We start from the raw sequence: 22,646 nt of genomic DNA on the forward strand, positions 1-22,646 counted from the left end.
AATCTAAATTTTATGAAATTCCATTACATTATCTCTGAATTGTTTGACTTCAAATGGCGCATGTTGAAATCTTGGAGCTTTCGTTCCGTTTTCAATGATCAGACGCTCATTTTTAATGACAATTGTTTCATCCCAGAGATTTGCATCAATAAATTGTTGTAAAACCAAACTTCCACCTTCTATAATGACCGATTGAATCTGTAATTCGTATAATTTTCTGATCAGTTTTTCAATGAAATTTTCTCTTTCGGTTTTGATGAATCTGATATTTCCTTCGTCAGAATTTTTCACGGAATTAAAAACAAGAGTTTCTGCCTCATCATTATAAATATTGTAATCTGCAGGAACTTTCAGATCGATGTCAATCAGGATTCTGACAGGATTTCTTCCGGTCATTTCTCTGGTGGTAAGACTAGGGTTGTCACGAAGTGCAGTCATTGTTCCAATAAGAATTGCGTGTTCGTTATTTCGTAATTCGTGCACAAATTGTTTCGTTAAAGAATTGCTGATCTGTGTCGGTTTGAAATCTTTATCCATAAATCCATCACCTGATTGCGCCCACTTCAAAACAATAAAAGGTCGTTTTTTCTCATGATATGTGAAAAATCTTTTATTTAAATCAATACATTCTTTTTCCAGAATTCCGGATACGACTTCAATTCCTGCGTCCTGAATGATTTTTTTTCCTTTTCCGTTGACTTTATCATGAGAATCCATAGCACCGATCACGACTTTTTTAAATCCTAATTCAACGATTTTCAAAGCGCAAGGCGGAGTTTTTCCAAAATGAGCACATGGTTCCAACGAAACATAAATGGTGGATTCAGGAATCAGACTTTTATCTTCTACTGAATTGATTGCGTTGATTTCTGCATGATGTTCACCCGCTTTATGATGATAACCTTCACCGATGATTTTACCATTGTGCACAATTACACTTCCAACTAAAGGATTTGGGTAAGTGTTTCCCAAAGCTTTTTTAGCCAGTTCAATGCATCTTTTGATGTAAATTTCGTCCTGCATATCATTAAAAAAGCGAAGACAAATTTCTTTGCTTCGCCGTTATAAATTGTATTAAATATTTATTCTCCGGAGATGATATTGTGAAGATTCTGCTTCAAAGTTTCCAGATGAGCTTTCTTATCATCAATCGTATTGTAAGTATCTCTTAGCATAAGATTTTCTCTCGACGGATTTTTAAAGAATGCTAAGTTGTTTTCCAGTTTTACAATTTCGGCTTCAAGATCAGTAATCTGGTTTTTAATCTTTCTTGCTTTATCGGTCAGTTGGTTTTCGGATAAACCTTCTTCCTTAAGTTCAAGTTCGTTGATTTTATTAAGCTTTAATTTTTCTCTTAAAGTCTTATTAAACTCAGAATTGATCCCGATTTTATCTCTCGGAACTTTTCCGATATTATTCCACGAAGTTTTGATGTTTTCAATTTTTTCAATGCTTCCTTCTTCGTCAGAAATTGTTTTAAGCTCTTCAAGAATTTCTTTTTTAAGCTTATAATTTTCTTTCCAGTTGTCGGTAGAAGCATTGCTTTTTTCTCTGTAATTATTAAAGAATGTATTACAGGCTTCACGGAATTCGTCCCAGATCTTATTGGTCATGCTTTTCGGAACGTGACCGATTTTTTTCCAGTCTTCCTGAAGTTTTTTGAAAAGCGCAACCGCAATTTCCCAGTCTTCAGAAAGCATATTGTCTTTTGCGGTCTGGATCAGTTTTAATTTTTCATCCAGATTCTCCTGTTGAGAGCCTTTCAATGATTTATAATAATTGTTTTTTGTAGTATTAAAACTTCTGAGTGTCGATTTAAAATCATTCCAGTTGTTGTTGGATAATTTTCTTGGTACACTTCCTGTTTTTAGGAATTCAGAACGAAGTTCTTCCACCCGTTTGATCGAGTTTTGCCAGTAGTTATGATTTGGAGTGTCTTTCGGCTCAGATAATTTTTTGATCTCAGCGATGATCTCATTTTTCTTTTCAAGATTGGCGTTTTGCTCTGTTTCAATTGCTGCAGAAAGCTCAGATTTTCTTTCGTGAATTTTATTAGAGATTTCTTTAAATTCATCCCATGTTTTCTCACGGAATTCTTCTGCAACCGGCTCAGCTTCTTCTTTCCAAAGCTTGTGAAGATATTGTAGCTCGTTTAAAGCTTTTTGTACAACAGGTTCATTTTCAAGTTCTTTTGCACGGGCAATAATGTGTTGTCTCTTCTCAAGATTGTGGCTGTATTCCTGCTCAAGAAACTCTTTATTCAGATCCAGCATCTGATAAAACTGATTCAAATGATGGAAATAATTATTATTAAGAATTTTAAATTCAGATTTTGCAACTTGTCCGGCTTTTGACCACTCTTCTTTGATCTCACGAATTGATTTGAAGAGATTGGTTCCAGGTTCAGAATTGGTGTATAAATTTTTCAGTCTGTCAATCAGTTCCTGACGGTGATCAAGATTTTTTTTCTGTTCTTCTTCCTGACCTTTTTGGAACTCATCATGCTTTTCTTTATAAATATGGATCAGTGCAGAAAGTTTCGATTGTGCAGGATGCTCATAGCTGAAATTTTCAGGGGCATTTCCTGCATCGGTATATTCGTGCTTTTTGTCTTCGATTTCATCGTGAATGGCGTGATTTGCTCTTTCTTTCAACACATTGAATCTTTTGAAATTCTCACCTGCGTTTTTAGAATTGATAATAGTTTCCATTTCTTTGAGAGCATCATTCAGAGAGATATCTTCATGTGCAAGGTCTTCGGCATGTTCCGTTTCCTCTTCCTGAATACTCTGTTCTTCGGGAGCTGTATTTTCCGGTGCTTCCTGTGGAGATGTCTCGGTAGAAATTTTGTTTTCTTCGTTTTCAGAAAGATTGTTTTCTGTAGTCATAGCAAATCTTTTATGTGAGTGGCGTTTATTCTTTAAATATAGCGAAAAGCCAAATAAAGTACTAATTTATGTTATTTTTTTTTAAAATTCCAAATTTCCCAGGCTTTTTCTGCCTGCTGCTCAAGCATGTAATATCCGTTGACTGTTTTTGCTCCTTTTTCTGCAGAATTAATGATAAATTTGGTGTAATTCGGGTTGTAAATCAGATCAATTACCAAATGATCTTTTGAAAGTCCGTCAAAAGGAAATTCCAGGCAATCTTCTGTATTCGGAAAGGTACCCAAAGGAGTACACTGCACAATGATGTGGTGATTCTGTACGGTTTCTTTATCAAGATTTTTAAAATTGAGTTCTGATTTTCTTGAGACAGTCTGAGTTGAAATTCCATTTTTATTTAAAACATATTCTACCGCTTTTGCTGCCCCTCCGTTTCCTAAAATCAGGGCAGAATTCTGGTGAGGTTTTCTATGGATTTTTAAAGTTTTCTCAAAGCCAAAAGCATCTGTATTGTATCCGGTTTTTTTACCGTTTTCTATTAAGACACAGTTGACTGCACCGATTTCTTGAGCTTCATCGCTGAGTTCATCCAGATAATCAATGATTTTTTCTTTATAAGGAATAGTTACATTAAAGCCTAAAAGATCAGGATCTTGGAATAGATCTTTAACTTCATTTATTTCCTGAAGATCAAAAATACTATACGAAAGTTGATCAAGCATCAGTTTCTGAAACTTTTCTTCAAAGAATTTCTTGGAAAAGGAATAGGAAATATTTCTCCCGATAAGACCTAGTTTTTTTTTTGAATCCATAAATCAAAAATAAAAAAAAGACCGAAAAAATCGGTCTTTAAGTTAAATTATATTTTTTTTAATCTACAATGAATTTTGTAGAAGTATGGTCAGTTCTCAGGATGTAAATTCCTTTCGTGATTCTGTGAAGGTTGATTTTGTTGGAATTTTTGAAAGGATTGGCAATGCTTTGAATCAGTTTTCCTGATAGATCATAGATGTCAGCTTTTAGAATTTTGCTTAAGTTTTCACCTTTTACAAATAATTCATTGTTTTTTACCGGATTAGGGTAAATGCTGAATGATTTTTCTTTTATAGTTTCGTTTGTGCTTAAAGCATTGTAACACGTCCACGAAAGATCATCAATTGCAACTCTGTTGGATGACACAGGGTTGATAAGTGAGATTGTTATATTTCCTGAAATATTAAGATTGTTAATTGTTGTTGTAACGGCAGTATCACCATAAGGTACTGTTCCGACCGTCACTCCGTTGATTTGTAGGTTCAGAGTAGTTGAACTGCCGTTGAATTTACGAAGTGTGGTAACAGTTAAACTCTGAATACCTCCCGAAATTGATGAGCTGGTAAGACTTCCGTTTTGAATGGTAATTGCCCTTCCGTTGATCTCTTGATCGGTTCGTGCATCAGTTGCTATCCAGTTAATCCCATTCGATGTCCAGGTTCTGGTAGTGTAATTTGAAGCATTTGCAGGCATATTTGAAAAATCTTCAGTTCCGCAAGATCCGCCTCCCGGTTGTCCTGCCAATGTAGTTGCTGAAGCAGTATTACTTTGAGAAGAAGAGTTTCCGGCAGCATCTTTTGCAATGATGTAGAAGCTGTAGGTTGTTAAAGGATTTAATCCCTGAATGGTTGCTGTAGTTCCTGTCACTGTAGAATGTAATACTCCGTTGACGTAGATTGCATATCCTGTAATCCCTATATTATCAGTAGAAGCTGTCCAACTCAATGATATGGAGTTTGAAGTTGGATTGTTTGCAGCCAAATTAGTTGGGGCGGTCGGGGCCTGAGTGTCGGTAGTTGGTGTTCCCCAAACTAAATTAACATATTGTGGGTTGTCAATATATGGATTTCTGTTTCCCTGATAAGTGTATGATGCGTTGTTTCTTGCAATTTCTACAGCAGATACAGGATCTAACGCATGCCATGCAAGCAACTGATCAAGCTGCCATTGCTGTAACCCTGGATAAGCAGAGTTGCCAAGCATATCTCCTGAACTAAAACTAGAAAGCTGTGTTTCATATCTTGTAACAAAATAAAAAATCATTCTCGCCACATCGCCCTTGAATTCGTTGATAGGCTCAAATACAGTTCCTGTATATCCTGGAGATACAGAGCTTCCTCTTTTGGAACCATTATTTGAAATGTAATTGGTAACTCCTACTGTTCCGAAAGGAAAACTGCCTCTCATGTTATTTACATAGCCGTCCGTAGCACGGATGAAATGAATATCAGATACCATTGGTGAGGCTTCGTTGAATAAACTTTGAGGAATAATATGCTCACGATTGTAACAATCTGCTTCGCTGTTGTAATTTCCACACTGATTGGCACTACCTACACTGTAAGTATAAGGATCTGTACCTGTAGGGTTTTCTGAGTAAATATCTAAAACTGAACCGTCGTTTTCGTAAAAATTGTCAATATCTGTTGTTTGGTAAGCTATCCACAGACCACCGTAAGAGCCTGGATTGTGTCCTGTGGTTATAATATTTTTAAGCTGAGTTTTAAGTGCTGCTCCGGTTCCGGTTGCAGAGCTATAGTATCCACTTGGAGCCTGCGCAAAAGCGCTGATGAATACAAGGTTTAGTAATAAAGAATATAAAATTCGCTTCATTTTTTTTAAATTGGAAGGCAAATTTACGAAAAAAATTAACCTTTTTATATTAACTTTTGGTAATGTAATCTTTGCTGATTTTAGAGAAAAACCACGAAATAGAGATTCCGAATAGTGACGCCGTTGCTGCTACAATGAGATAGTTTTCTGCGACGATTCTTACAGGGAAGGGTACATTTTCGACAGCTTTGAAAAATTCTGTGTACTGTTGAAAAAGACAGAGTGCACTTCCCAGTATCAAACCTGAAATAACGCCGGAAACTACAATTAAAATCCCTGTGTAAAAATAAGTTTTTCTAAGGTGACTTAATGGAAATCCTAATGAGATCAAAGATTTTGCCTGCTCTTTTTTATCAAGCTGTAAGATAATAATAGCACCTGCGAGATTAAAAGTGGTAATAAAAATAACCAATGCAAAAATAAGATAGATAAAAAGCTTTTCTGTATTGATCATTTTCCAGAATGCGGCATTCTCTTCCTGCTTTGTTTTTATTTCAACATTTTTTCCAAGAGACTTGAGCAAATCTTTTTTTACCTGGTCTGCGTTTTCAGGGTTTTTAAGTTTAATAACAATTTGGTAAGCTGAATTTCCGGGAAGCTGTAATAATTCTTCAGATAATTCAATTGGTGCAATGATATAATTGTTCAGCTGGTCATTTCCCGGAAAAACACCGGTCACCATGATGTTTTTCTTGTTATAAATATCTTCTTCCTTGTTGATGATACCGGTTCCTGATTTAGGCATGAAAACCGTTGCAAAATCTTGTATGGTATCGACAGGGATAGAAAGTCTGTTGTCCAGAGAGTTTTCCATGATCACCTCATTGGAATACTGAAAACTGGGATATTTTCCATAAAAAATGGCAGTATCGATAGGATTGACCTTGGTATAGGCAGAATCAACACCTCTTAAATATGCAATATCACCTTTTCCGTTATAGTTCACATAAACTTTCTCTTCGATGACTCTTGAAAAATGAAGAATATCTTTATTGTTTTTTAAAATACTATTGGTTTTCTTCAGATCAGTAATGGTTTTACCAGAACTGCTTTTTATTGTTAAATCGGCATGAAGATTAGATATAAGATTCTGATTGAAAACCTCAAGACCGGAAAAAACGGAGATGATGACAAACATTGCAGCGACAGCCACCGTCATAGCCCCAACTGCCAACCACGTAATGAAAGTGACGGCAGTGCTGCCTTTTTTAGATAAAAGGTATCGTGATGCTATGTAAAATGCAATGTTTTTCAAATCTTCTACAATACAGGATTGTCGCCTTCACCTCTAAGTTCTTTTTCGATCTTTTCTACGTCATCAAGAGCGGTATCGAGGTAGAAATTCAGATGAGGGATCACCCGTACCTGCTTCGCCATTTTCTGACCAAGAAAATTTCTATACTGTGCCTTATTTTCCTCGATCTCTTTCATGATTGAAACCCTGAATTCCTGTGGAAAAATACTAAGATACACTTTGGCAACGCCTAAATCCGGTGAAATTTTGACATCAGAAACAGATACTAAAAAACTCTGTTTGCTTTCTGCTGACTGTTTGCGGAAAAGTTCTGCGAAATCTTCCTGTATAATCTGTGCTACTTTTCTTTGTCTATTGCTTTCCATAAGTTCTGCAAATTTACTATTTTTGTTTGAATTGCTCATTGAAATTTGGTTTCTGAATCAAAATTGCAATATGAACTATATTTTAAGCATTGGTAAATTGTCTTAAGTTGACTTTTAAATAATAAATCTACATATGAAATTAGAGCATATCGGTATTGCTGTAAAAAGTTTGGGAGCTTCTGATCAGCTTTTTGAAAAACTATTGGGAAAGAAATCATATAAAAATGAAACAGTCGAAAGGGAAGGGGTTACTACATCTTTTTACGGAACAGGTGAAAGTAAAATAGAATTGCTGGAAGCCAATAATCCCGAAAGCCCGATTGCTAAATTCATCGAAAAAAAAGGCGAAGGAATTCATCATTTGGCTTTTGGTGTAGAAAATATTCTGCAGGAAGTTGACAGATTAAAAAAAGAGGGTTTTCAATTTATTTCTGAAGAACCGAAAGAAGGTGCTGATAACAAATTAGTTGTCTTTCTCCATCCCAAATCTACCAATGGTGTCTTGGTAGAACTTTGTCAAGAAAAACAATAAAAAAGTTTTGTAGTGAAAGAAATTTTGCTATTTTTGCAATCACAAAATTTAACCAAATTTTGAGGTCCTATAGCTCAGTTGGTTAGAGCACCTGACTCATAATCAGGTGGTCCCTGGTTCGAGCCCAGGTGGGACCACTTTTTAAATCAAGCACTTACAGAAATGTAGGTGCTTTTTTGTTTTTGCTGTGTGAAATGTAAGTGAAACATTTGATTTTGACTGATAAAATTCTATTTTCCAAAAAATTGAAGATTCTCTTACCTCAGAAGGAGTTGCAAAAATCAAAATCAAAATTTGTTAAATCATTTGAGCTTTTTAACCTTAAGGAAGAGAGTAGGGAGGATACAGAACCTGATTTAACATTACATTTTGAAGAAAGTAGTTCTCCATGGTTGTGTAAGTCTGATTTATATTGCTAAGCGGTTTCAAGATTGTGACTAGAGGGACAGTGGAAGATAACCTAAAAAAAACAAAATCCCCAGTTTACAATAAAACTATGGGGATTTTTCAAAGAATATAATGATGATTTGGTTGTCTTTATTCGGAAAAATATTTTGCAATTATTATGCCTAAAATAAGATTTTTTAAATGTTATTTTAGTATATTATTATATGGGATCAAAATTATTTTGAGATACAATAGAAACCAGTGATGATGATATCTTTTGCCTTTGGGCATAAGTAAATCCGAAAAGTTTGATTTTCACTGCATACTTTTTATTTCTTTTAGATCTCACTTTTAATATCAAAGATCCTGAAACCATATGATAATTTACATTGTAATCATGAATATAGTTTTGTGGAAATTCTACTGTCGGAGATGTAAATTTCTTAAAACTAAAAGGGTGTATTTTTCGGATCGTTACACATCCTCCTGAAAACTCATACGTGACGATTCTGATTTTTGTCAATAGGATACTCAATACAATAATTACAGCAAAAAATAAACTGTTTAAAAGAGTTTGATTGACAACTACTACACAAAGTAACATGACCGTCATCATAGTCAGAAGACTATACGCTGTTATTTTTGCAATGGTACAATTAGAAACCTTCATTTTTTCTACTATTAGTATTTTGTAATGGTTTATTGATTTTCCGTGTTATTACGGATTGTTTAAATCTTAATGATTTGGTATTGTCAAAGATAAAAATGTTAATTGTAATCTGCAATAATATTTTGAGTAATATTTAGTTATGATGTAAATATTCATAAATTTTTACAATTATTAATATGGTAATCGTACTGATAACTAGTTATGTGTAACTATTTTAAATAAATAAACTTTCTGTATTAAATTGTTTGATACGTGTTTTTACGTAAAAAAATAGAGCATAAGAGATCAGCTTTATGTCAATATTTAAAAAAGGATTTTTATAATTTGATTAATTAATAAGTGTTTTTAATATAATCCTTAATACAGAAAATTCTGAAAAGGCGATGGCTTGTTCTTTTTAAACTTAAATCACAATGGCAAACTTAAAATAAATATAAACTTACAGCAACATTCAGTTGATAATGAAAATATATCTTTCAGCACTAAAATTTCTATTTTGATAAATTCTTATACATATTGCTTTCTTCTTTTCATAATTTCTTCGATTAACCTAAATGCACAACAAAAACCTGTAGAGGTTGCTTTTTTGGCGGACATTCATTTTCAGGATTTGTACGGAGATTTTTCGGACAACGCTTTCAAAGGTGTGGAAAATCCAAAAACAAAAAAGAAAACACTTTTAAGAACAATGGATTCTCAGTTGCATTCTACAAGAATATTTAACGAAAACTATTTTGCATTTCTGGCAGCTTTGGATGATATCGCAAAAAGAGGAATTAAGATCGTAGCGCTTCCCGGTGACTACACTGATGACGGGCAAGCCTATAATCTTCGTGGATTAAAAAGAATTCTGGATGAATATCAAAAAAAATACGAAATCAGATTTTTCATCACCACAGGAAATCACGATCCTGTAAGTCCGTTTTTAAAACAAGGCGGAAAAGATGATTTTTTAGGAGAAGGGGGAAGTCCTGTTAATATTTTCAGCGACCAGAAGTTGGTGAAAAATAAAAACCAGCAAACCATTATAACCAAAGATATCGCCATGTCGGGTTATCTCGAAATATTGGATGAACTGAAAAATTTTGGTTTTACGCCGTCTGAGAAAGACCTGTTTTGGCAGACTCCGTTTGATACTGTTTCTTATCAGAACTATACATTCGGAAATGCTTTAAAAAAATCTGAATATGCTGAAAGAATGTATGAGGTAAGACCGGGATTTAAAGTTCCTGATCTCAGTTATGTCGTAGAACCAATAGATGGAATCTGGCTTTTGGCAATTGACGGAAACACCTATCTGCCCAAAGATGAAAACGGAAATCCAAAAGATCCGGGCAATTTTCACGGAGCATCTGTTGGGTACAACAACGTCTTATCAGGCAAAAAACATCTTATCGATTGGGTAAAGAAAATTTCACAGGAAGCAGAGAAAAACAATAAAGTTCTGGTTGCTTTTACCCATTATCCAATGCTCGATTTTAATGATAATGCCTCTGATGATATTAAAAATTTACTCGGAAAAAATAAATGGCAACTAGACAGGCTACCAACTGATAAGGTCGCTGAGGTTTTTGCGGATGTGGGCTTAAGACTGCATTTTGCCGGACACATGCATATCAACGACACCGGAGTAAGGAAATTTGAAAATGGAAAAATGATGGTCAATATTCAGGTTCCTTCGTTGGCAGCCTATCTTCCGGGATATAAAATTCTGAAGGTCAGTTCGCAGACTGATTTCGAAGTGCAAACAATTCCCGTAAATAAGGTTCCGCGTTTCAACGAGCTTTTTCCGTTATATCAGAAAGAATATGAAGTCTTAAGAAATAAAGGAGGAAATGAGATATGGAAGGCAGATATTTTAAAAAGCAGAACATATCGTGATTTTACTCTCTTTCATTTAAAAGAATTGGTGAGACTGAGGTTTATTCCATCCGACTGGTCAAAAAATTTTATCGAAAAAGCAGGAAAACTTTCCGGTGAAGATTTACTTTATTTAAGTGTTGATAATAAAAATTCAATTAAAATAAATTCAGTGAAATTCAATAAGTGGAATTTTGAAGATGCTTTGTTGAATCTTTATCAATTGCAGTCTGCAGACGAACTGGCAAAAAAAGACATTCCAAAAGAAAGACTTTCACAGTTTAAAATACTGAATGATAATTTCAAAAATTTAACTACAAAAGATGAGTTTCTCTTACAATTAAAATTATTTTTCAAAATTTTGAATACGCTTTCTTCCGGAGAGCCTGCAGATCATTTTAGAATTGATTTTGAAAGAGGTGAAATTTTAAAATTAAAGTAATTATAAAATTTTGGCAAATCATAATTTACGCAACCCTTCCTGTATCAAAATTTTCGCAAACCAGACAGTATAAATCTCTTCGCCAAATTCGGTTAATCTTATAATTTAACACAGCATTGATTTCCTTAATGATATCAATATTTTGTGTCACAATAGATTTTTCTGTATCAGAAGATTTTTTTTTATTTTCAATTCCCTTTGTTTTATCTGCTATCGAAGTAGAATCTAAAAGTTTTTTTTCTGAGTTATAAAAACGAGAATTTGTCGAATCTTGTTTTAATTTTTGCTCAGAGGTATATTCAAAGCCTTGAGCAAAAATAAATTGACAGCAGAACAGTGCAATAAATTGTATAAGTAGTTTCATCGATGATTATTTGCGAAAACGAAGGTATGAAAATTACTTTTATTGATCTATTTATTTGTGTAAACAATTCTTCCTTCATTCTCAACCAACAATTCTTTTCTGATCAAATCATCAATACAATATTTTATTACCGTTTCAATCTGTGCACCCACTTTCAAAAAACCAAATTGTTTTGCAGTTACCCTGATTAATTCATCTTTATTAACACTTAAATTTGACTTCATAATTTCCATCATCGCCATAGAGATTTCTTCTGCGGCAATATCATCGATCGATCTTTTTTCGACTGAATTATCTCTGTAATCAGATATGTTTTCAGGCTTGATAGTTTCTGTCCAATAAAATTTCTGATAGGTTTCAGTATTGCTTACATTCGGGACAGAATTTATAATTTCATCCAAATAACTGCTAAGTTTCGTACCCGCTCTCGAAGTATTCCAGAGTTTCAGGATTTTTTTAAGCAACATATTCTGGCTGATCGGTGCTTCTGTTTCAATGATCTTCGTGATTTGATTTTCCAAAAGATTCCTGTTCTCCGGGAAATAAATAGACTCAGAATTCGCATCTTGTGAAGCAATAATTTCTGCTGAAACATAAGGTAGAGAAGAAGGAATCATTTCTTCCTGATCAATTTCGCTCAAAAGGTGATTAACAGGAATTTTTATTTCTGAATTTTCCTCTTCTTTGATTTTTACATTGTTTTTAATCTGTTCAAGCTGCGTTTTGATCTCAATAATAATTTTTTCCTTGTTTTTAATCCAGTCCAGTGTCCAGATTCTGAAAACATTCCATCCAAGACTGTTCAGAACATTCGGGGCAAGAAGTTCACGATCGTTGGTTGTACTGATTTTAAAATAATTTTCACTGTCTACCAAGATTGCAAGCAGGTATTCATTGTTATTTTCAGGATCAATAATTCCGATGTCGATTTTGTAGTCTGATGTTCCAATGTTGGTTTTCACTTTCAAATCATGAGTTTCCAAAAATTGAGCAATCGAGCTGACAATCGATGTTTCATTTTGATTCTGAACAACCGGATTTTGATTTGCCAAACCTTTTTCAGAGAAATTCAGGAAGTTTTTCAGACCTTTTACGCCTTCAGCATTGGTACGGTTGAGGTCAATCTGATCAGCTTTCAAAGATGAAAATACTTTCATTTCATATCGGGCTCTCGTCACCGCAACATTCAGCCTTCTCCATCCGCCGTCACGGTTCAGCGGTCCGAAATTCATCGAAATTTTTCCTTCTTCATCCGGTCCGTAGCCCACAGAAAACAAAATAATATCTCTTTCGTCACCCTGCACATTTTCAAGATTTTTAATGAAAATAGGTTCTTCATTATTCATCGAAAATTCTTCCAGATGAGGATTTTCCTGGAATAATTTCTGTAATAAATCTTCGATCAGATTTTGCTGAGTCTGACTGAATGTGACCACCCCAATCGACTTTTTATTCTTATTCTGAAAATGATTTTTGATATAACCGATAATCGTTTTTGCCTCGTTTACATTGGTTCTCGTTTTTCCTTTGTCATAAAACCCATCGATGAACTCAAACGTCACTTTTCGGTTGAGATCATCAGGAGAAGGGAAGGTGAGCAATTTATTGTCGTAAAAATGAGCATTACTGAACAAGATCAGACTTTCATGTTTGCTTCGGTAATGTCTCAAAAGATAATTTGAAGGAATTGAAAGAGCCAAACAATCATCGAGAATGTTTTCAAGGTCTTCCAGTTCCATATTATCTTCGTCAATTTTTGAGGAAGCAAAAAAGCTTGTTGGCGGCATTTGCTTCGGATCTCCCACAATGATTGCCTGTTTTGCTCTCGCCAAAGCACTGATCGCTTCTGAAGTCGGCAACTGTGATGCTTCATCAAAAATTACAAGGTCAAAATGTTCCTGATTCACATCAAAATACTGCGCCACAGAAATCGGACTCATCAACATACATGGTTTCAATCTCGGAATCAAAGCAGGAATCTGGTCAAACAGTTTTCTGATCGACAAACCTCGACCTTTGTTTCGGATGGCTTTTTGTAAGATTCCGATTTCTGAACTTTGAGCGGCTTCCTGTACAAAATTCGGGATTCTGTCACTCAGTTTTAAAATCAATTGATTTTTCGTAAGCTGCGTAAATTCTTTGTGCAGATCTTTATATTGCTGAATCTGAGATTCATAAATATCGGCGTCGAAGCTGTTGAGTGTCTGGAATTTATAAATGGTTTTAATGAATAAATTCAGATGAATGATTTTCGCAAATTCCTGTTCGATAGAATTTGTGTTGAGTACATCCTGTTCCAAAAATCGTATAAACCAATCGAGTTCGAGATCTTTTGCCTTAGCTTTTAAGACATTATAGTTGACCCAATTGTCGAGTTGGTCAATATTCTGAATAATATTTTGAAGTTCCGGATTCGCAGGAATTTCAGAAATATAATGTAGAAGATCAATTCTGCTTTCCTGAAAACCTTTAATTTGATTGATAAAATCAGGTAAGTTTTGTTGCGTTTCGTTTTTGGTTAAAAATTCCTTCAACCACATCTGAAAGTTCTGAGTTCCGGTTTTCTGACCTAAATCTTTTGCAATTTGAATAATGTTGAAGTCTTTTTCAATACTTAAAATATCATAAGAATTTCCGTTAAAATAAGGAGTCGCAGAAGTTGTAATCAATGCAAAATTCTGATTCGAAAGCTGATTTTTAATTTGTTTAAATTCTTCAAGCTTCGCAAACAATTCATCAATCTGCACATCAGATTCAATTCCGGATTTGCTGTAACCGTTCAATTGTTGCTTTACTTTTCTCTGCTTAAACCATTTTGGAATAAACCAGGTGTGTTTCGCCTGATTCCACAAAATATTCAATGGCTGAATGTCTAGATTAAAAATTCCCGAATTAAACTGTACCAAAATCTGATTTTCAATTTTCTGAAGCAAATCTTGCTGAGTCAGCCAGTTTTTAAACAGATTCGATTGCGTTTCGTCAAAGCTGATATCGATAAGATTGGTTTTAACTGAATTGGTTTGTAAAAACTCCAGCAAATCAGTTACCGAATTATTATCAGATTTTTGTAACTGAAGGTTTTCTTTGATTCTTAATGCTGCACTTTCCTTATCTATATATTGATTGATCGCATTGATAATCAGATTTTTATTTTCATATTGATGACTTTCGGTTTTTATCAGTTGTAAAGGATGAGAAGAGGGTTTCCCGATTTTCTGAACGATAGAAGCAAAAGGAATCAGCCAGTCTTTCCAGTTATTCCAGGTGGTAACGTCAATGTTTTCTAACGGAATATCAATCATAAAACGGTCATCCATTTTGATCTGATGCGTTTCGAGATAAGAAATAGTATCAAAAAGACTCCATCCGATTTTAAATTTTTTATGAAGCTGATTGATGTATTTTCCTAATTCCAATTTGCGGTGATCAAGACGTTTCGCCTCTTCCGCAAAATTTGCATTGATTTGATATTTCGGAACTTCCAAAGTTCTCTCAAACTGTTTCAGAACATCAGATTTTTTTGATTTGTTGGAATGAAGTTCGAGACAGAAAGCTCCCAGACCAATATTTTCCAACCGGCTGTGAACAACATCCAGAGCGGCCTTTTTTGCAGCAACAAACAATACTTTTTTATCATTCGCCAAAGCATCTGCAATGATATTGGTAATCGTCTGCGATTTTCCTGTTCCCGGAGGACCGTGAAGGATAAACGTTTTATTTTGATGGGCATTTTTTACTGCATTCAGTTGAGAATTATCTGTGGAAATCGGAAGCATCAGTTCTGAAGCAGACATATTTTCCAGATTGTCGGTATCAAGCTCAACTGATTCTAATGTTTCACTTAGCTTTCCGTCGATCAGACTTTTGACAATCGAACTTTTTTGAATTTCTTCAGCATATTTCGAAATATCCTGCCAAAGAATCAATTTGTTAAACGAAAAAGTTCCGAGAACCATTTGTTCCAAAACATCCCAACCTTCAAGATTCAAAATTGCATTTCGAATTATGGCTAATACTTTAGGAACATCAACGCCTAACTCGTCTGTCGGTAGAGTTTCTAAGCTGTTTAGATTTAATTTAAATTCCTGTTTCAGGTACTCCAGAAGTGTAATGTTGATCATCGTTTCTTCTTCACGGCTTCGAAGCATGAATTTGGAGTTTACCGATTTTCTCGAAAGTTCAACTGGAATCAAAAGAATTGGTGCAAATCTTGGAACATCTTTATTTTTAGGTTCGTACCATTTTAAAAGTCCGATTCCCAAGTACAAAGTGCTTTTTCCGTTTTCTTCTTCAGCTAATTTTGAACTTCTGAAAAGATGGGTCAGAATGGCATCCAGATCATCCTGATGATAATAGGTTAGGATTTTGTTATACTTAAATTCATCATCCGCCAATTGGAAAAGAGGTTGCGATGGATGAAGCGGCTCATGATACAGATTGTATTTTCTCAGAACCGGCTGATTGTTATTCGGATGAATAGTAAAAGTTTTTCCGTCTGCCAAACTGTCTTCAAGCAAATTGACTTTGTAATCTACCAGTTGCAGCATACTTTTGGTAAATCTCAGATTGAGAAGATTATTTCGGAGTGACAGATCGAGCAGTTTTCTTTCCCAGATCTTCTGCTTGGTGAGGTTTGAAGTGTCGGTCAGTTCGAGATCGGAATACAAAGTTCCCATCTCAAAATCATCATCCAGATCATCATTATTTAATTGAGAATTGATCTTTAAATCTTCATTAAATATATTTTCAATTTTTAATAAAGGTAATGGAGAAATACCGTTTGATCTTGTATTTTTTATATCAATCGACAAGATAAAATTGTGAGAATCCATGATCTGCGTTTCGGCGCTGTTCATCGCCTGTTTAAATGAAAGAGTGCTTCCTTTGCAGAGATGGGTCGATTCAACCAAAGCAATTTCTTTAATTCCGCTGGCAATTCTTTTTGAAATGGCGGCCTGATCAAAATTGACCATTGCATCAAATCTCTGATCATCGAGCCAGACGCCGACGAAGGCATGACCTTTTGTAATTATGAGAATAGGATTCAGGTCAATTGCTTCCAGACATGCTGCAAACAGGAGAGAAATGTCAATACAGTTTCCGAATTTTGTTTCTAAAACCTGATCTGCTAACCGGATTCTCTGTCCGGTTTCCTCAAAACTCGGCGGCATCGCACTGTAAATTAATTCTAAATTCTGAATCGATTTATAAATAGCCGAAACCATTTGTAAAACACGCTCTTTATCTTTTGCCTGATATCCTTCAAAAGACGGATTCAGATTGTTCTGTTCAAGAATTTTTATCGCATCAGATTTAATTTTATAGATCAGCGAATGGTTTGGAGTCACATAAGAAGCCAATAATTGTGGAAACGTCTGTAAACCGCCAAAATAATCAACCGGGAGCACTTCAACAGAAAAATTTTGTCTGAAAAGCGATGCGTTATTCTGAAGGACTTCAACTGTGATTGTGTCTAAATCTTTTTCTGAAAGACTTCTAAGCAAAGCATTATCAAAGGCAAAATTGAATAATGATATTTTATACAACGAACCTTTTTTCAGTTGGTCGATATAAACATTGTAAGTTTCAAATATTCCGAGTGAGGATGAAATTTGTAGGTTTAAATTTTCCAGATCTTCCGTCACTTCTCGAAAAGATATTTTTTCAAGGAAGTTGTATTTATTTAAAACAAATGTATAGTTGATGTATGAATGGTGCTGTATCTGTAAGTCGAATGGAATAATCTGATTCATAAATTTTTTTGTGCTTATCACTCTCTTTTTCGGGAGATAGCGCAATTTAGAAATAAAAAGGATATTGACAAAACGGTTTCACGGAATGGGAGAATTGCTTTAAATTTTTAAATTTGTTTTTTTACTTATAATTTCCAAAGAATGAAAAAATTAAACAAATTTACAATAGCCATAGTTTTTAGTGTTCTGTGTCAACAAACAGGATATGCTCAGAAAATATCTACAGCGCAAGAATCTGCTAAATATACCATAGAAAACTGTGTGAATGAATTTGTTTTGACCAAGGCTACAAAAACAAAATCAGGATATCAGTATTGGTTTGCCGATAAAAAACTTACTGAAGAAAATACTCTGAAAATGAGCATTGTGGAACCGGGAAAATCGACCCACGCGCCACACCGTCATCCTGAAGAAGAGTTTTTTTATATTCTTGAAGGAAAGGCTTCTTTTTATCTTGATGGTAAAACGATCGAAGTAGGTTCGAATACGAGTTTGTATTGTCCGCCAAATTCGGAGCATGGCATAAGCAATGCCGGAGATAAAGATTTAAAATATCTGGTTATTAAAAAGGATTTGAGGTAGTCTGATTAATTAAAGATCAACTCTGAAGCTGAAAATTACTCATCATTATCAAGCAATTATAAATCATCTAAACGAAACCGAAAATAAGTAAAATCCAAACCCACTATTCTATGAAACTGTGCTTTTTGTAAAAAGTGTGATCCTTACTTATGGATTTAATTAACATTTACAAATAAAGAAATTTTGTCTGGGAAATTAATTAATTTTTTATGAAAGATTTAAGGTTTTAAAAAGTGAAAATTTAAAGAATATTTTTACTTTTGATAAAATGACTTTTTATGTTGATAAATAAACTTTTAACAAAAGCATTAAGTTGTGCAATCGTTTGCATAACGGCGGATTCCGTGATTGCGCAGACTTTAATTCAGGTGAAAAATACTCAGGATTTTGCAAGAAATGAAGTCGTTTCTATTTCAATTGATCAGCTGAAGACGTTTTTAGGGAAAAATAAAGCAGAAGACTTAAGAATAAAAGATGCCCAAAAACAATATCTTCCTATTCAATGGATTGACAACGATGGAGACGGAAAAAATGACGAATTGCTTTTTCAGGCAAATTTAGATGCGAAAAAAACAAACTCTTATACAATTGTTGCAGATGCAACAACTCCTGTTCCTGAAAGTAAAGTAACCACTTATTCAAGATTGGTTCCTGAAAGAGCAGATGATTACACATGGGAAAATGATAAGGTTGCTTTCAGAGTGTATGGTCCGAAAGGTCAGGCGGAAGCTTTGGCAAAAGTAAAAGGAAGCACACTTTCAAGTGGTGTCGATATCTGGCTGAAAAGAACGGATCAACCCGTAATTAATAAATGGTACAAAGGATATTTGACTGATCCTATGTTTTATCACAAAGACACGAGAGGAGAAGGCTACGATCCTTATCACGTAGGAGACAGCCGCGGAACGGGAGGCATCGGAATCTGGAAAGATGAACAACTGCAGGTTTCCCGGAATTTTATTACCTCCAAAACAATTGCAGAAGGTCCGCTGAGAACGGTATTCGAGCTAACATATGCTCCGTGGAGTGAATTTGGTGTGAAAGAAACCAAAAGAATTTCTCTTGATCTGGGTTCAAATTTTTCTAAGTTTGAATCAACTTTTGAATCCGAAAAACCTGTTCCGAATTATACTGTAGGAATTACTTTGCACAAAAATGAGGGCGAGAGCAAACTCAATGATAAAAACGGATATTATCTGCACTGGGAAAAAATAGATGATGCTTTTGTAGGCGAAGGAATCGTAATTGATCCTAAAATCGTTCAAAAATCGGTAGCTTTCAAATCTGAAACTCCGGATCAGAGCAATTTGCTCGTGGTAACGAAACCTCAGGAAAAACTGACTTATTACGCAGGATTTGCGTGGCAGAAAAGTAGACAGATACAAACTCAAAGTGACTGGGAAAAAATGCTTCAGAAACAGACGCAGATTCTTGCCAATCCTTTAATTATTACAATTAAATAACTAAATTTTAAATGACTGATTTAAAACTCACAATTGCATCTTTCTGTTTGATCACAACGGTTTTTTCTGCTCAGGTAAAAGATACTTTGGCGGAAAAAATGTTGGTTTATCAGCTTCCGAACGGCGGTTGGGGAAAACATAACAGCGATAAAAAAAATGTTGATTACACTTTAAAAATAGATTCTAAACTTTTAAAAATAATCAAAGCGAACGACAATGATCTTGCCACCATCGATAATAATGCAACGTCAAAAGAAATCAACGGACTGATAAGAGCTTACAGCACAACAAAAAATCCGGCTTATTTAAAATCAGCAGAAAGAGGAATTGAATATTTACTTTCTATGCAGTACGAGAATGGTGGTTTTCCGCAGTATTTTCCAAATTCGGCGATCTACAGAAAGCAGGTGACTTACAATGACAATGCAATGATCAACGTATTGACGATTTTGTACAATATATCTGAAGGAAAAGAAGGTTTTGAAGTCGTAAATCCTCAGTTAAAGGAGAAGTCAAAAGTCGCTCTACAAAAAGGAATTACATGTATTTTGAAAACTCAGGTTCTCCAAAATGGAAAGCCTTCAATTTGGGCAGACCAGTATAATGAAATCACGTTAAAACCTGAAAAAGCCAGAGCTTTTGAGCCGATGTCTCTGGCAACCGGAGAATCCGTAAATATTGTCAAATTTCTTATGATGCAGCCAGTAACTCCTGAGATTGAAAAATCCGTCAAATCTGCAATACAGTGGTTTAAAGAAAGTAAAATCGATGGTTATGCTTATGATGTTTCGAAAGAGGGTGGCAAAGCAATCCGTACTTTAAGTAAAAAAGAAGGATCTGCAGTCTGGGCGAGATTTTATGACATTCCTACCAACAGACCGATCTTCGGCGATCGTGACGGAAGCGTAAAATTTAATTATGAAGATGTTTCTGAAGAGCGAAGAATGGGATACAGCTGGTATAATGAATCAGGAACCAAGCTTATAGAAAAAGAATTTCCGAAATGGCTGAAGAAAAACAAAATTTCCGAGTAAAACACAGAATCCTGATATGAAAGTATCAGGATTTTTATTTTTAATAAAAGATAATGGTTACCTGCAAAAGCACAATTTAAAAAAAATACATATTACCAATTACTTATTACTTATCGTTTTCAGCCAGTCCGAACATAATTTTTTCCAGTTGTCGGTCAGTTCGGTTCTGTTCATGATTCCGATTTTATGTTCTCCTTCAGGGAAAATAAACATGGCGCCTTTTACCTTATTTTTTGTCATTGCCTGATAATACAAAATGCTGTTCATCACAGGAACTGCTTTATCATTTTGTGCATGAATCAAAAGAGTAGGCGGTGTTTTCTCTGTTACACGGTTTTGCATAGAATATTCGCTGATTTTTTCCTGGGAAGCGTTCTCACCAAGCAGGCTGTTGCGGCTTCCTGCGTGTGCAAACTCTCCTAAATCAATAACAGGAGAAACCAGAATAGCAAAATTCGGAATGGTAGACAAATTTTCCCAATCGCCTTTTAATTCTGTGTAATCTGTAGAAATATTACTTGCCATTGCAGCTAAATGTCCGCCTGCAGAAGTTCCTATAACTCCGACCTGATCGGGTGAAATACCATACTGATCAGCATTTTTTCTAAGATATTTTATCGCTGCCTGAATATCCTGTAACGGAGCGAGTTCTCTCTGTTTAACATCGGGGGAAATCGGTAACCGGTAATTTAAAACAAAGGCTGAAATTCCTAAAGTATTAAACCATTTTGCAATTTGGAAACCGTTCAGATCGTAAGTAAGTTTGTAATAACCGCCGCCGGGAATGATGATAACAGACATCTGTTTTCTGTCTTCTTTGGGAGGCAAAAAAGCAAAAAGCTCGGTTTCCTTGATTTGTGTAATTCTTCCATCTTTTTCTTCGGTTTTTAAATATAATCCTTTGGAATTTGGCATCTGACCTTTTGGCCAGATATTAATTTTTTCTTGTGCGGATATTTGATTAAAAACCATCATCAATATGATTAAAACAGATTTTTTCATTGTTTGTTAATTTAAAATGTATTTCTAAACCTCAAAGGTTTCAAAAACCTGTGAGGTTTGAATCTGATCAATTAATCTTTAAGAAAATCTTCTCTAAATGGTGTAAAAGCATCAATCAGCTGTCCTTCTTCCAGACATTTTACACCATGAAAAATATTTGGCTGAGCAAAAAATCCGTCACCTTTCTGTAATATTTTAACTTCACCATCAACGGTTACTTCAAATGTTCCGGAAGCAACATAAGTGATTTGTGAATGAAAATGCTGATGCAATGCTCCGACCGCATCTTTTTCAAATTTTACAATCACCATCATAACCTGAGAATTGTATCCTACGAATTGTCTTGAGACACCGTTTCCTAAATCTTCCCATTCGGAATTTCCGTCAAAGAAGGGTTCTTTTTTGAAATTCATTTTATACTTTTTTAAATTATTAATTAAATTTTACACTCACTTTGTCATGCTGGAAGCATCTTAACAATGAATTAAGAATAATTTAGATCCTTTCAGGATGACAAACAGAACGTTTAATTGGTGAATGAAACGACTTTACGAACAAAAATAACAAGAACGAGTAAAATTCTTGTGTTTTGTGTTTAAAACTATTTTATATAATTTTCCAAACCGATTTTCAAGCTCTTCAACGATTTCAAAGCCAGTTTTGCAACCGTTTCTGCGCCGAGTTTTGATAAATGCGTATCGTCAGCTTTTCCCTTAGGATAATAAGAATTTTCCCCTTCTTTGAAATGCAGGTGAAGCAGTTTTGATTTTTCCGGTCCGTTAGAGATTTCCATTTGTTCGGTCAAAAGCTGTAAATCTACGAAAGCAACTTTCATATCATTGGCAACCATTCTCACAACCAAAGGATAATCAGAATGTGTATCAATTAAAACTCCGTTTTCATTAAAATTTCTTCTGACAATTGACGTCATCAAGATGGGTGTTGCTCCTTTTGCTCTGGTTTCGTTTACGTATCTCTCAAGATTGGCTCTATATTGCGTATGAGGATTGGTGAATTTTGTAGAATCTTTCAGTTTCTGATCGTTATGACCAAACTGGATAACGACAAAATCGCCTTTTTTAAGCTGTTTATCAACTTTATCCCATCTTCCTTCTGTCCTGAAACTTTTTGAACTTCTTCCGTTCATCGCATGATTCTGCACTTCAATTCCGGTTGTTAAAAATTGGGGTAAAACTTGTCCCCATCCGTGTTCCGGATTTTTATCGGGATTGTCTTTGTTTGACATGGTTGAATCGCCGATTAAAAATAGGGTTGGTTTTTTCTGTGCTATTGATAATGATGAAATTACAATGCCTAGAATTAAAAGTATCTTTTTCATTTTAAATAATTTTATAAATATGTTCTTTGTCTTGAAACAAAAGAGCCAAAAGTTCAAGACTTGGAAA

17 protein-coding genes and 1 tRNA gene are annotated in these 22,646 nt (G+C 34.7%); 6 read left to right on the forward strand and 12 right to left on the reverse strand.

The genetic code is table 11. From position 1 onward, the window contains the following. Positions 1 to 3 precede the first annotated feature (3 nt). The 6 genes from ribD to rbfA all read right to left on the reverse strand — a co-directional run bounded on the left by ribD (position 4) and on the right by rbfA (position 7,151). A complete protein-coding gene (gene ribD, locus AC4FQ5_RS14790; protein WP_491144520.1) occupies positions 4 to 1,023 on the reverse strand; it encodes a bifunctional diaminohydroxyphosphoribosylaminopyrimidine deaminase/5-amino-6-(5-phosphoribosylamino)uracil reductase RibD in 1,020 nt (339 codons plus the stop codon). A gap of 59 nt (positions 1,024 to 1,082) precedes the next feature. Further along, entirely contained in the window at positions 1,083 to 2,888 is a 1,806-nt protein-coding gene (locus AC4FQ5_RS14795; protein ID WP_491144521.1) for a DUF349 domain-containing protein, read from the reverse strand. A 71-nt stretch (positions 2,889 to 2,959) separates the two neighbouring features. Beyond that, positions 2,960 to 3,697, reverse strand: a complete 738-nt coding sequence (locus AC4FQ5_RS14800; protein WP_491144523.1) for a shikimate dehydrogenase family protein — start codon at positions 3,695 to 3,697, stop codon at positions 2,960 to 2,962. A 58-nt stretch (positions 3,698 to 3,755) separates the two neighbouring features. Continuing rightward, a complete protein-coding gene (locus AC4FQ5_RS14805) occupies positions 3,756 to 5,531 on the reverse strand; it encodes an endonuclease (protein WP_491144525.1) in 1,776 nt (591 codons plus the stop codon). A 49-nt stretch (positions 5,532 to 5,580) separates the two neighbouring features. Beyond that, positions 5,581 to 6,786: an ABC transporter permease gene (locus AC4FQ5_RS14810; protein WP_491144526.1), complete on the reverse strand. Its 1,206-nt coding sequence runs from the start codon at positions 6,784 to 6,786 to the stop codon at positions 5,581 to 5,583. 5 nt (positions 6,787 to 6,791) lie between these two features. Beyond that, positions 6,792 to 7,151: a 30S ribosome-binding factor RbfA gene (gene rbfA, locus AC4FQ5_RS14815; protein WP_491144658.1), complete on the reverse strand. Its 360-nt coding sequence runs from the start codon at positions 7,149 to 7,151 to the stop codon at positions 6,792 to 6,794. Between the two features lie 133 nt (positions 7,152 to 7,284). Between rbfA and mce the strand changes: the two genes are divergently transcribed. Together mce and AC4FQ5_RS14825 are read left to right on the forward strand one after the other, a co-directional pair. After that, entirely contained in the window at positions 7,285 to 7,683 is a 399-nt protein-coding gene (gene mce / locus AC4FQ5_RS14820; protein ID WP_491144528.1) for a methylmalonyl-CoA epimerase, read from the forward strand. A 63-nt stretch (positions 7,684 to 7,746) separates the two neighbouring features. Then, positions 7,747 to 7,820, forward strand: a tRNA-Ile gene (locus AC4FQ5_RS14825). A 470-nt stretch (positions 7,821 to 8,290) separates the two neighbouring features. Here the strand turns inward: AC4FQ5_RS14825 and AC4FQ5_RS14830 are convergent. Further along, the gene (locus AC4FQ5_RS14830) at positions 8,291 to 8,740 is read right to left on the reverse strand and encodes a hypothetical protein (RefSeq protein WP_491144529.1); all 450 of its coding nucleotides are present in this window, start codon (positions 8,738 to 8,740) and stop codon (positions 8,291 to 8,293) included. A 496-nt stretch (positions 8,741 to 9,236) separates the two neighbouring features. Between AC4FQ5_RS14830 and AC4FQ5_RS14835 the strand changes: the two genes are divergently transcribed. Next, positions 9,237 to 11,042 (forward strand): metallophosphoesterase, encoded by a 1,806-nt coding sequence (locus AC4FQ5_RS14835; RefSeq protein ID WP_491144531.1) that lies wholly within the window; start codon positions 9,237 to 9,239, stop codon positions 11,040 to 11,042. 25 nt (positions 11,043 to 11,067) lie between these two features. Here the strand turns inward: AC4FQ5_RS14835 and AC4FQ5_RS14840 are convergent, their stop codons facing one another. Further along, positions 11,068 to 11,406, reverse strand: a complete 339-nt coding sequence (locus AC4FQ5_RS14840) for a hypothetical protein (RefSeq protein WP_491144533.1) — start codon at positions 11,404 to 11,406, stop codon at positions 11,068 to 11,070. Between the two features lie 47 nt (positions 11,407 to 11,453). Then, the gene (gene proA, locus AC4FQ5_RS14845; RefSeq protein ID WP_491144535.1) at positions 11,454 to 17,159 is read right to left on the reverse strand and encodes an anti-phage protein ProA; all 5,706 of its coding nucleotides are present in this window, start codon (positions 17,157 to 17,159) and stop codon (positions 11,454 to 11,456) included. Between the two features lie 141 nt (positions 17,160 to 17,300). Between proA and AC4FQ5_RS14850 the strand changes: the two genes are divergently transcribed. The 3 genes from AC4FQ5_RS14850 to pelA all read left to right on the forward strand — a co-directional run bounded on the left by AC4FQ5_RS14850 (position 17,301) and on the right by pelA (position 20,238). Then, entirely contained in the window at positions 17,301 to 17,741 is a 441-nt protein-coding gene (locus AC4FQ5_RS14850) for a cupin domain-containing protein (protein ID WP_491144536.1), read from the forward strand. 278 nt (positions 17,742 to 18,019) lie between these two features. Further along, complete coding sequence (locus AC4FQ5_RS14855; protein WP_491144538.1) at positions 18,020 to 19,204, forward strand: BT3233 family polysaccharide utilization protein; 1,185 nt, start codon at positions 18,020 to 18,022, stop codon at positions 19,202 to 19,204. Between the two features lie 11 nt (positions 19,205 to 19,215). Next, positions 19,216 to 20,238, forward strand: coding sequence for a pectate lyase (gene pelA, locus AC4FQ5_RS14860; RefSeq protein WP_491144540.1), 1,023 nt, complete (start codon positions 19,216 to 19,218; stop codon positions 20,236 to 20,238). A 99-nt stretch (positions 20,239 to 20,337) separates the two neighbouring features. Here pelA and AC4FQ5_RS14865 read toward each other — a convergent pair whose 3' ends face one another. From AC4FQ5_RS14865 to AC4FQ5_RS14875, 3 genes are all read right to left on the reverse strand, one after another. Next, entirely contained in the window at positions 20,338 to 21,240 is a 903-nt protein-coding gene (locus tag AC4FQ5_RS14865; RefSeq protein ID WP_491144542.1) for an alpha/beta hydrolase, read from the reverse strand. Between the two features lie 71 nt (positions 21,241 to 21,311). After that, positions 21,312 to 21,653, reverse strand: a complete 342-nt coding sequence (locus AC4FQ5_RS14870; protein ID WP_491144544.1) for a cupin domain-containing protein — start codon at positions 21,651 to 21,653, stop codon at positions 21,312 to 21,314. A 188-nt stretch (positions 21,654 to 21,841) separates the two neighbouring features. Beyond that, complete coding sequence (locus AC4FQ5_RS14875; protein ID WP_491144546.1) at positions 21,842 to 22,579, reverse strand: rhamnogalacturonan acetylesterase; 738 nt, start codon at positions 22,577 to 22,579, stop codon at positions 21,842 to 21,844. Between the last annotated feature and the right edge of the window lie 67 nt (positions 22,580 to 22,646).

It is taken from the genome of Chryseobacterium sp. DT-167, from assembly GCF_058310155.1.

Excerpts from the sequence above, each read along its gene's own strand:
- pelA (WP_491144540.1), top strand. The coding sequence starts at position 19,216 with ATGACTGATTTAAAACTCACAATTGCATCTTTCTGTTTGATCACAACG.
- AC4FQ5_RS14855 (WP_491144538.1), top strand. The coding sequence starts at position 18,020 with ATGTTGATAAATAAACTTTTAACAAAAGCATTAAGTTGTGCAATCGTT.
- AC4FQ5_RS14875 (WP_491144546.1), bottom strand. The coding sequence starts at position 22,579 with ATGAAAAAGATACTTTTAATTCTAGGCATTGTAATTTCATCATTATCA.
- AC4FQ5_RS14850 (WP_491144536.1), top strand. The coding sequence starts at position 17,301 with ATGAAAAAATTAAACAAATTTACAATAGCCATAGTTTTTAGTGTTCTG.
- AC4FQ5_RS14800 (WP_491144523.1), bottom strand. The coding sequence starts at position 3,697 with ATGGATTCAAAAAAAAAACTAGGTCTTATCGGGAGAAATATTTCCTAT.
- AC4FQ5_RS14870 (WP_491144544.1), bottom strand. The coding sequence starts at position 21,653 with ATGAATTTCAAAAAAGAACCCTTCTTTGACGGAAATTCCGAATGGGAA.
- AC4FQ5_RS14795 (WP_491144521.1), bottom strand. The coding sequence starts at position 2,888 with ATGACTACAGAAAACAATCTTTCTGAAAACGAAGAAAACAAAATTTCT.
- AC4FQ5_RS14840 (WP_491144533.1), bottom strand. The coding sequence starts at position 11,406 with ATGAAACTACTTATACAATTTATTGCACTGTTCTGCTGTCAATTTATT.
- AC4FQ5_RS14805 (WP_491144525.1), bottom strand. The coding sequence starts at position 5,531 with ATGAAGCGAATTTTATATTCTTTATTACTAAACCTTGTATTCATCAGC.
- mce (WP_491144528.1), top strand. The coding sequence starts at position 7,285 with ATGAAATTAGAGCATATCGGTATTGCTGTAAAAAGTTTGGGAGCTTCT.
- ribD (WP_491144520.1), bottom strand. The coding sequence starts at position 1,023 with ATGCAGGACGAAATTTACATCAAAAGATGCATTGAACTGGCTAAAAAA.
- AC4FQ5_RS14830 (WP_491144529.1), bottom strand. The coding sequence starts at position 8,740 with ATGAAGGTTTCTAATTGTACCATTGCAAAAATAACAGCGTATAGTCTT.
- proA (WP_491144535.1), bottom strand. The coding sequence starts at position 17,159 with ATGAATCAGATTATTCCATTCGACTTACAGATACAGCACCATTCATAC.
- rbfA (WP_491144658.1), bottom strand. The coding sequence starts at position 7,151 with ATGGAAAGCAATAGACAAAGAAAAGTAGCACAGATTATACAGGAAGAT.
- AC4FQ5_RS14865 (WP_491144542.1), bottom strand. The coding sequence starts at position 21,240 with ATGAAAAAATCTGTTTTAATCATATTGATGATGGTTTTTAATCAAATA.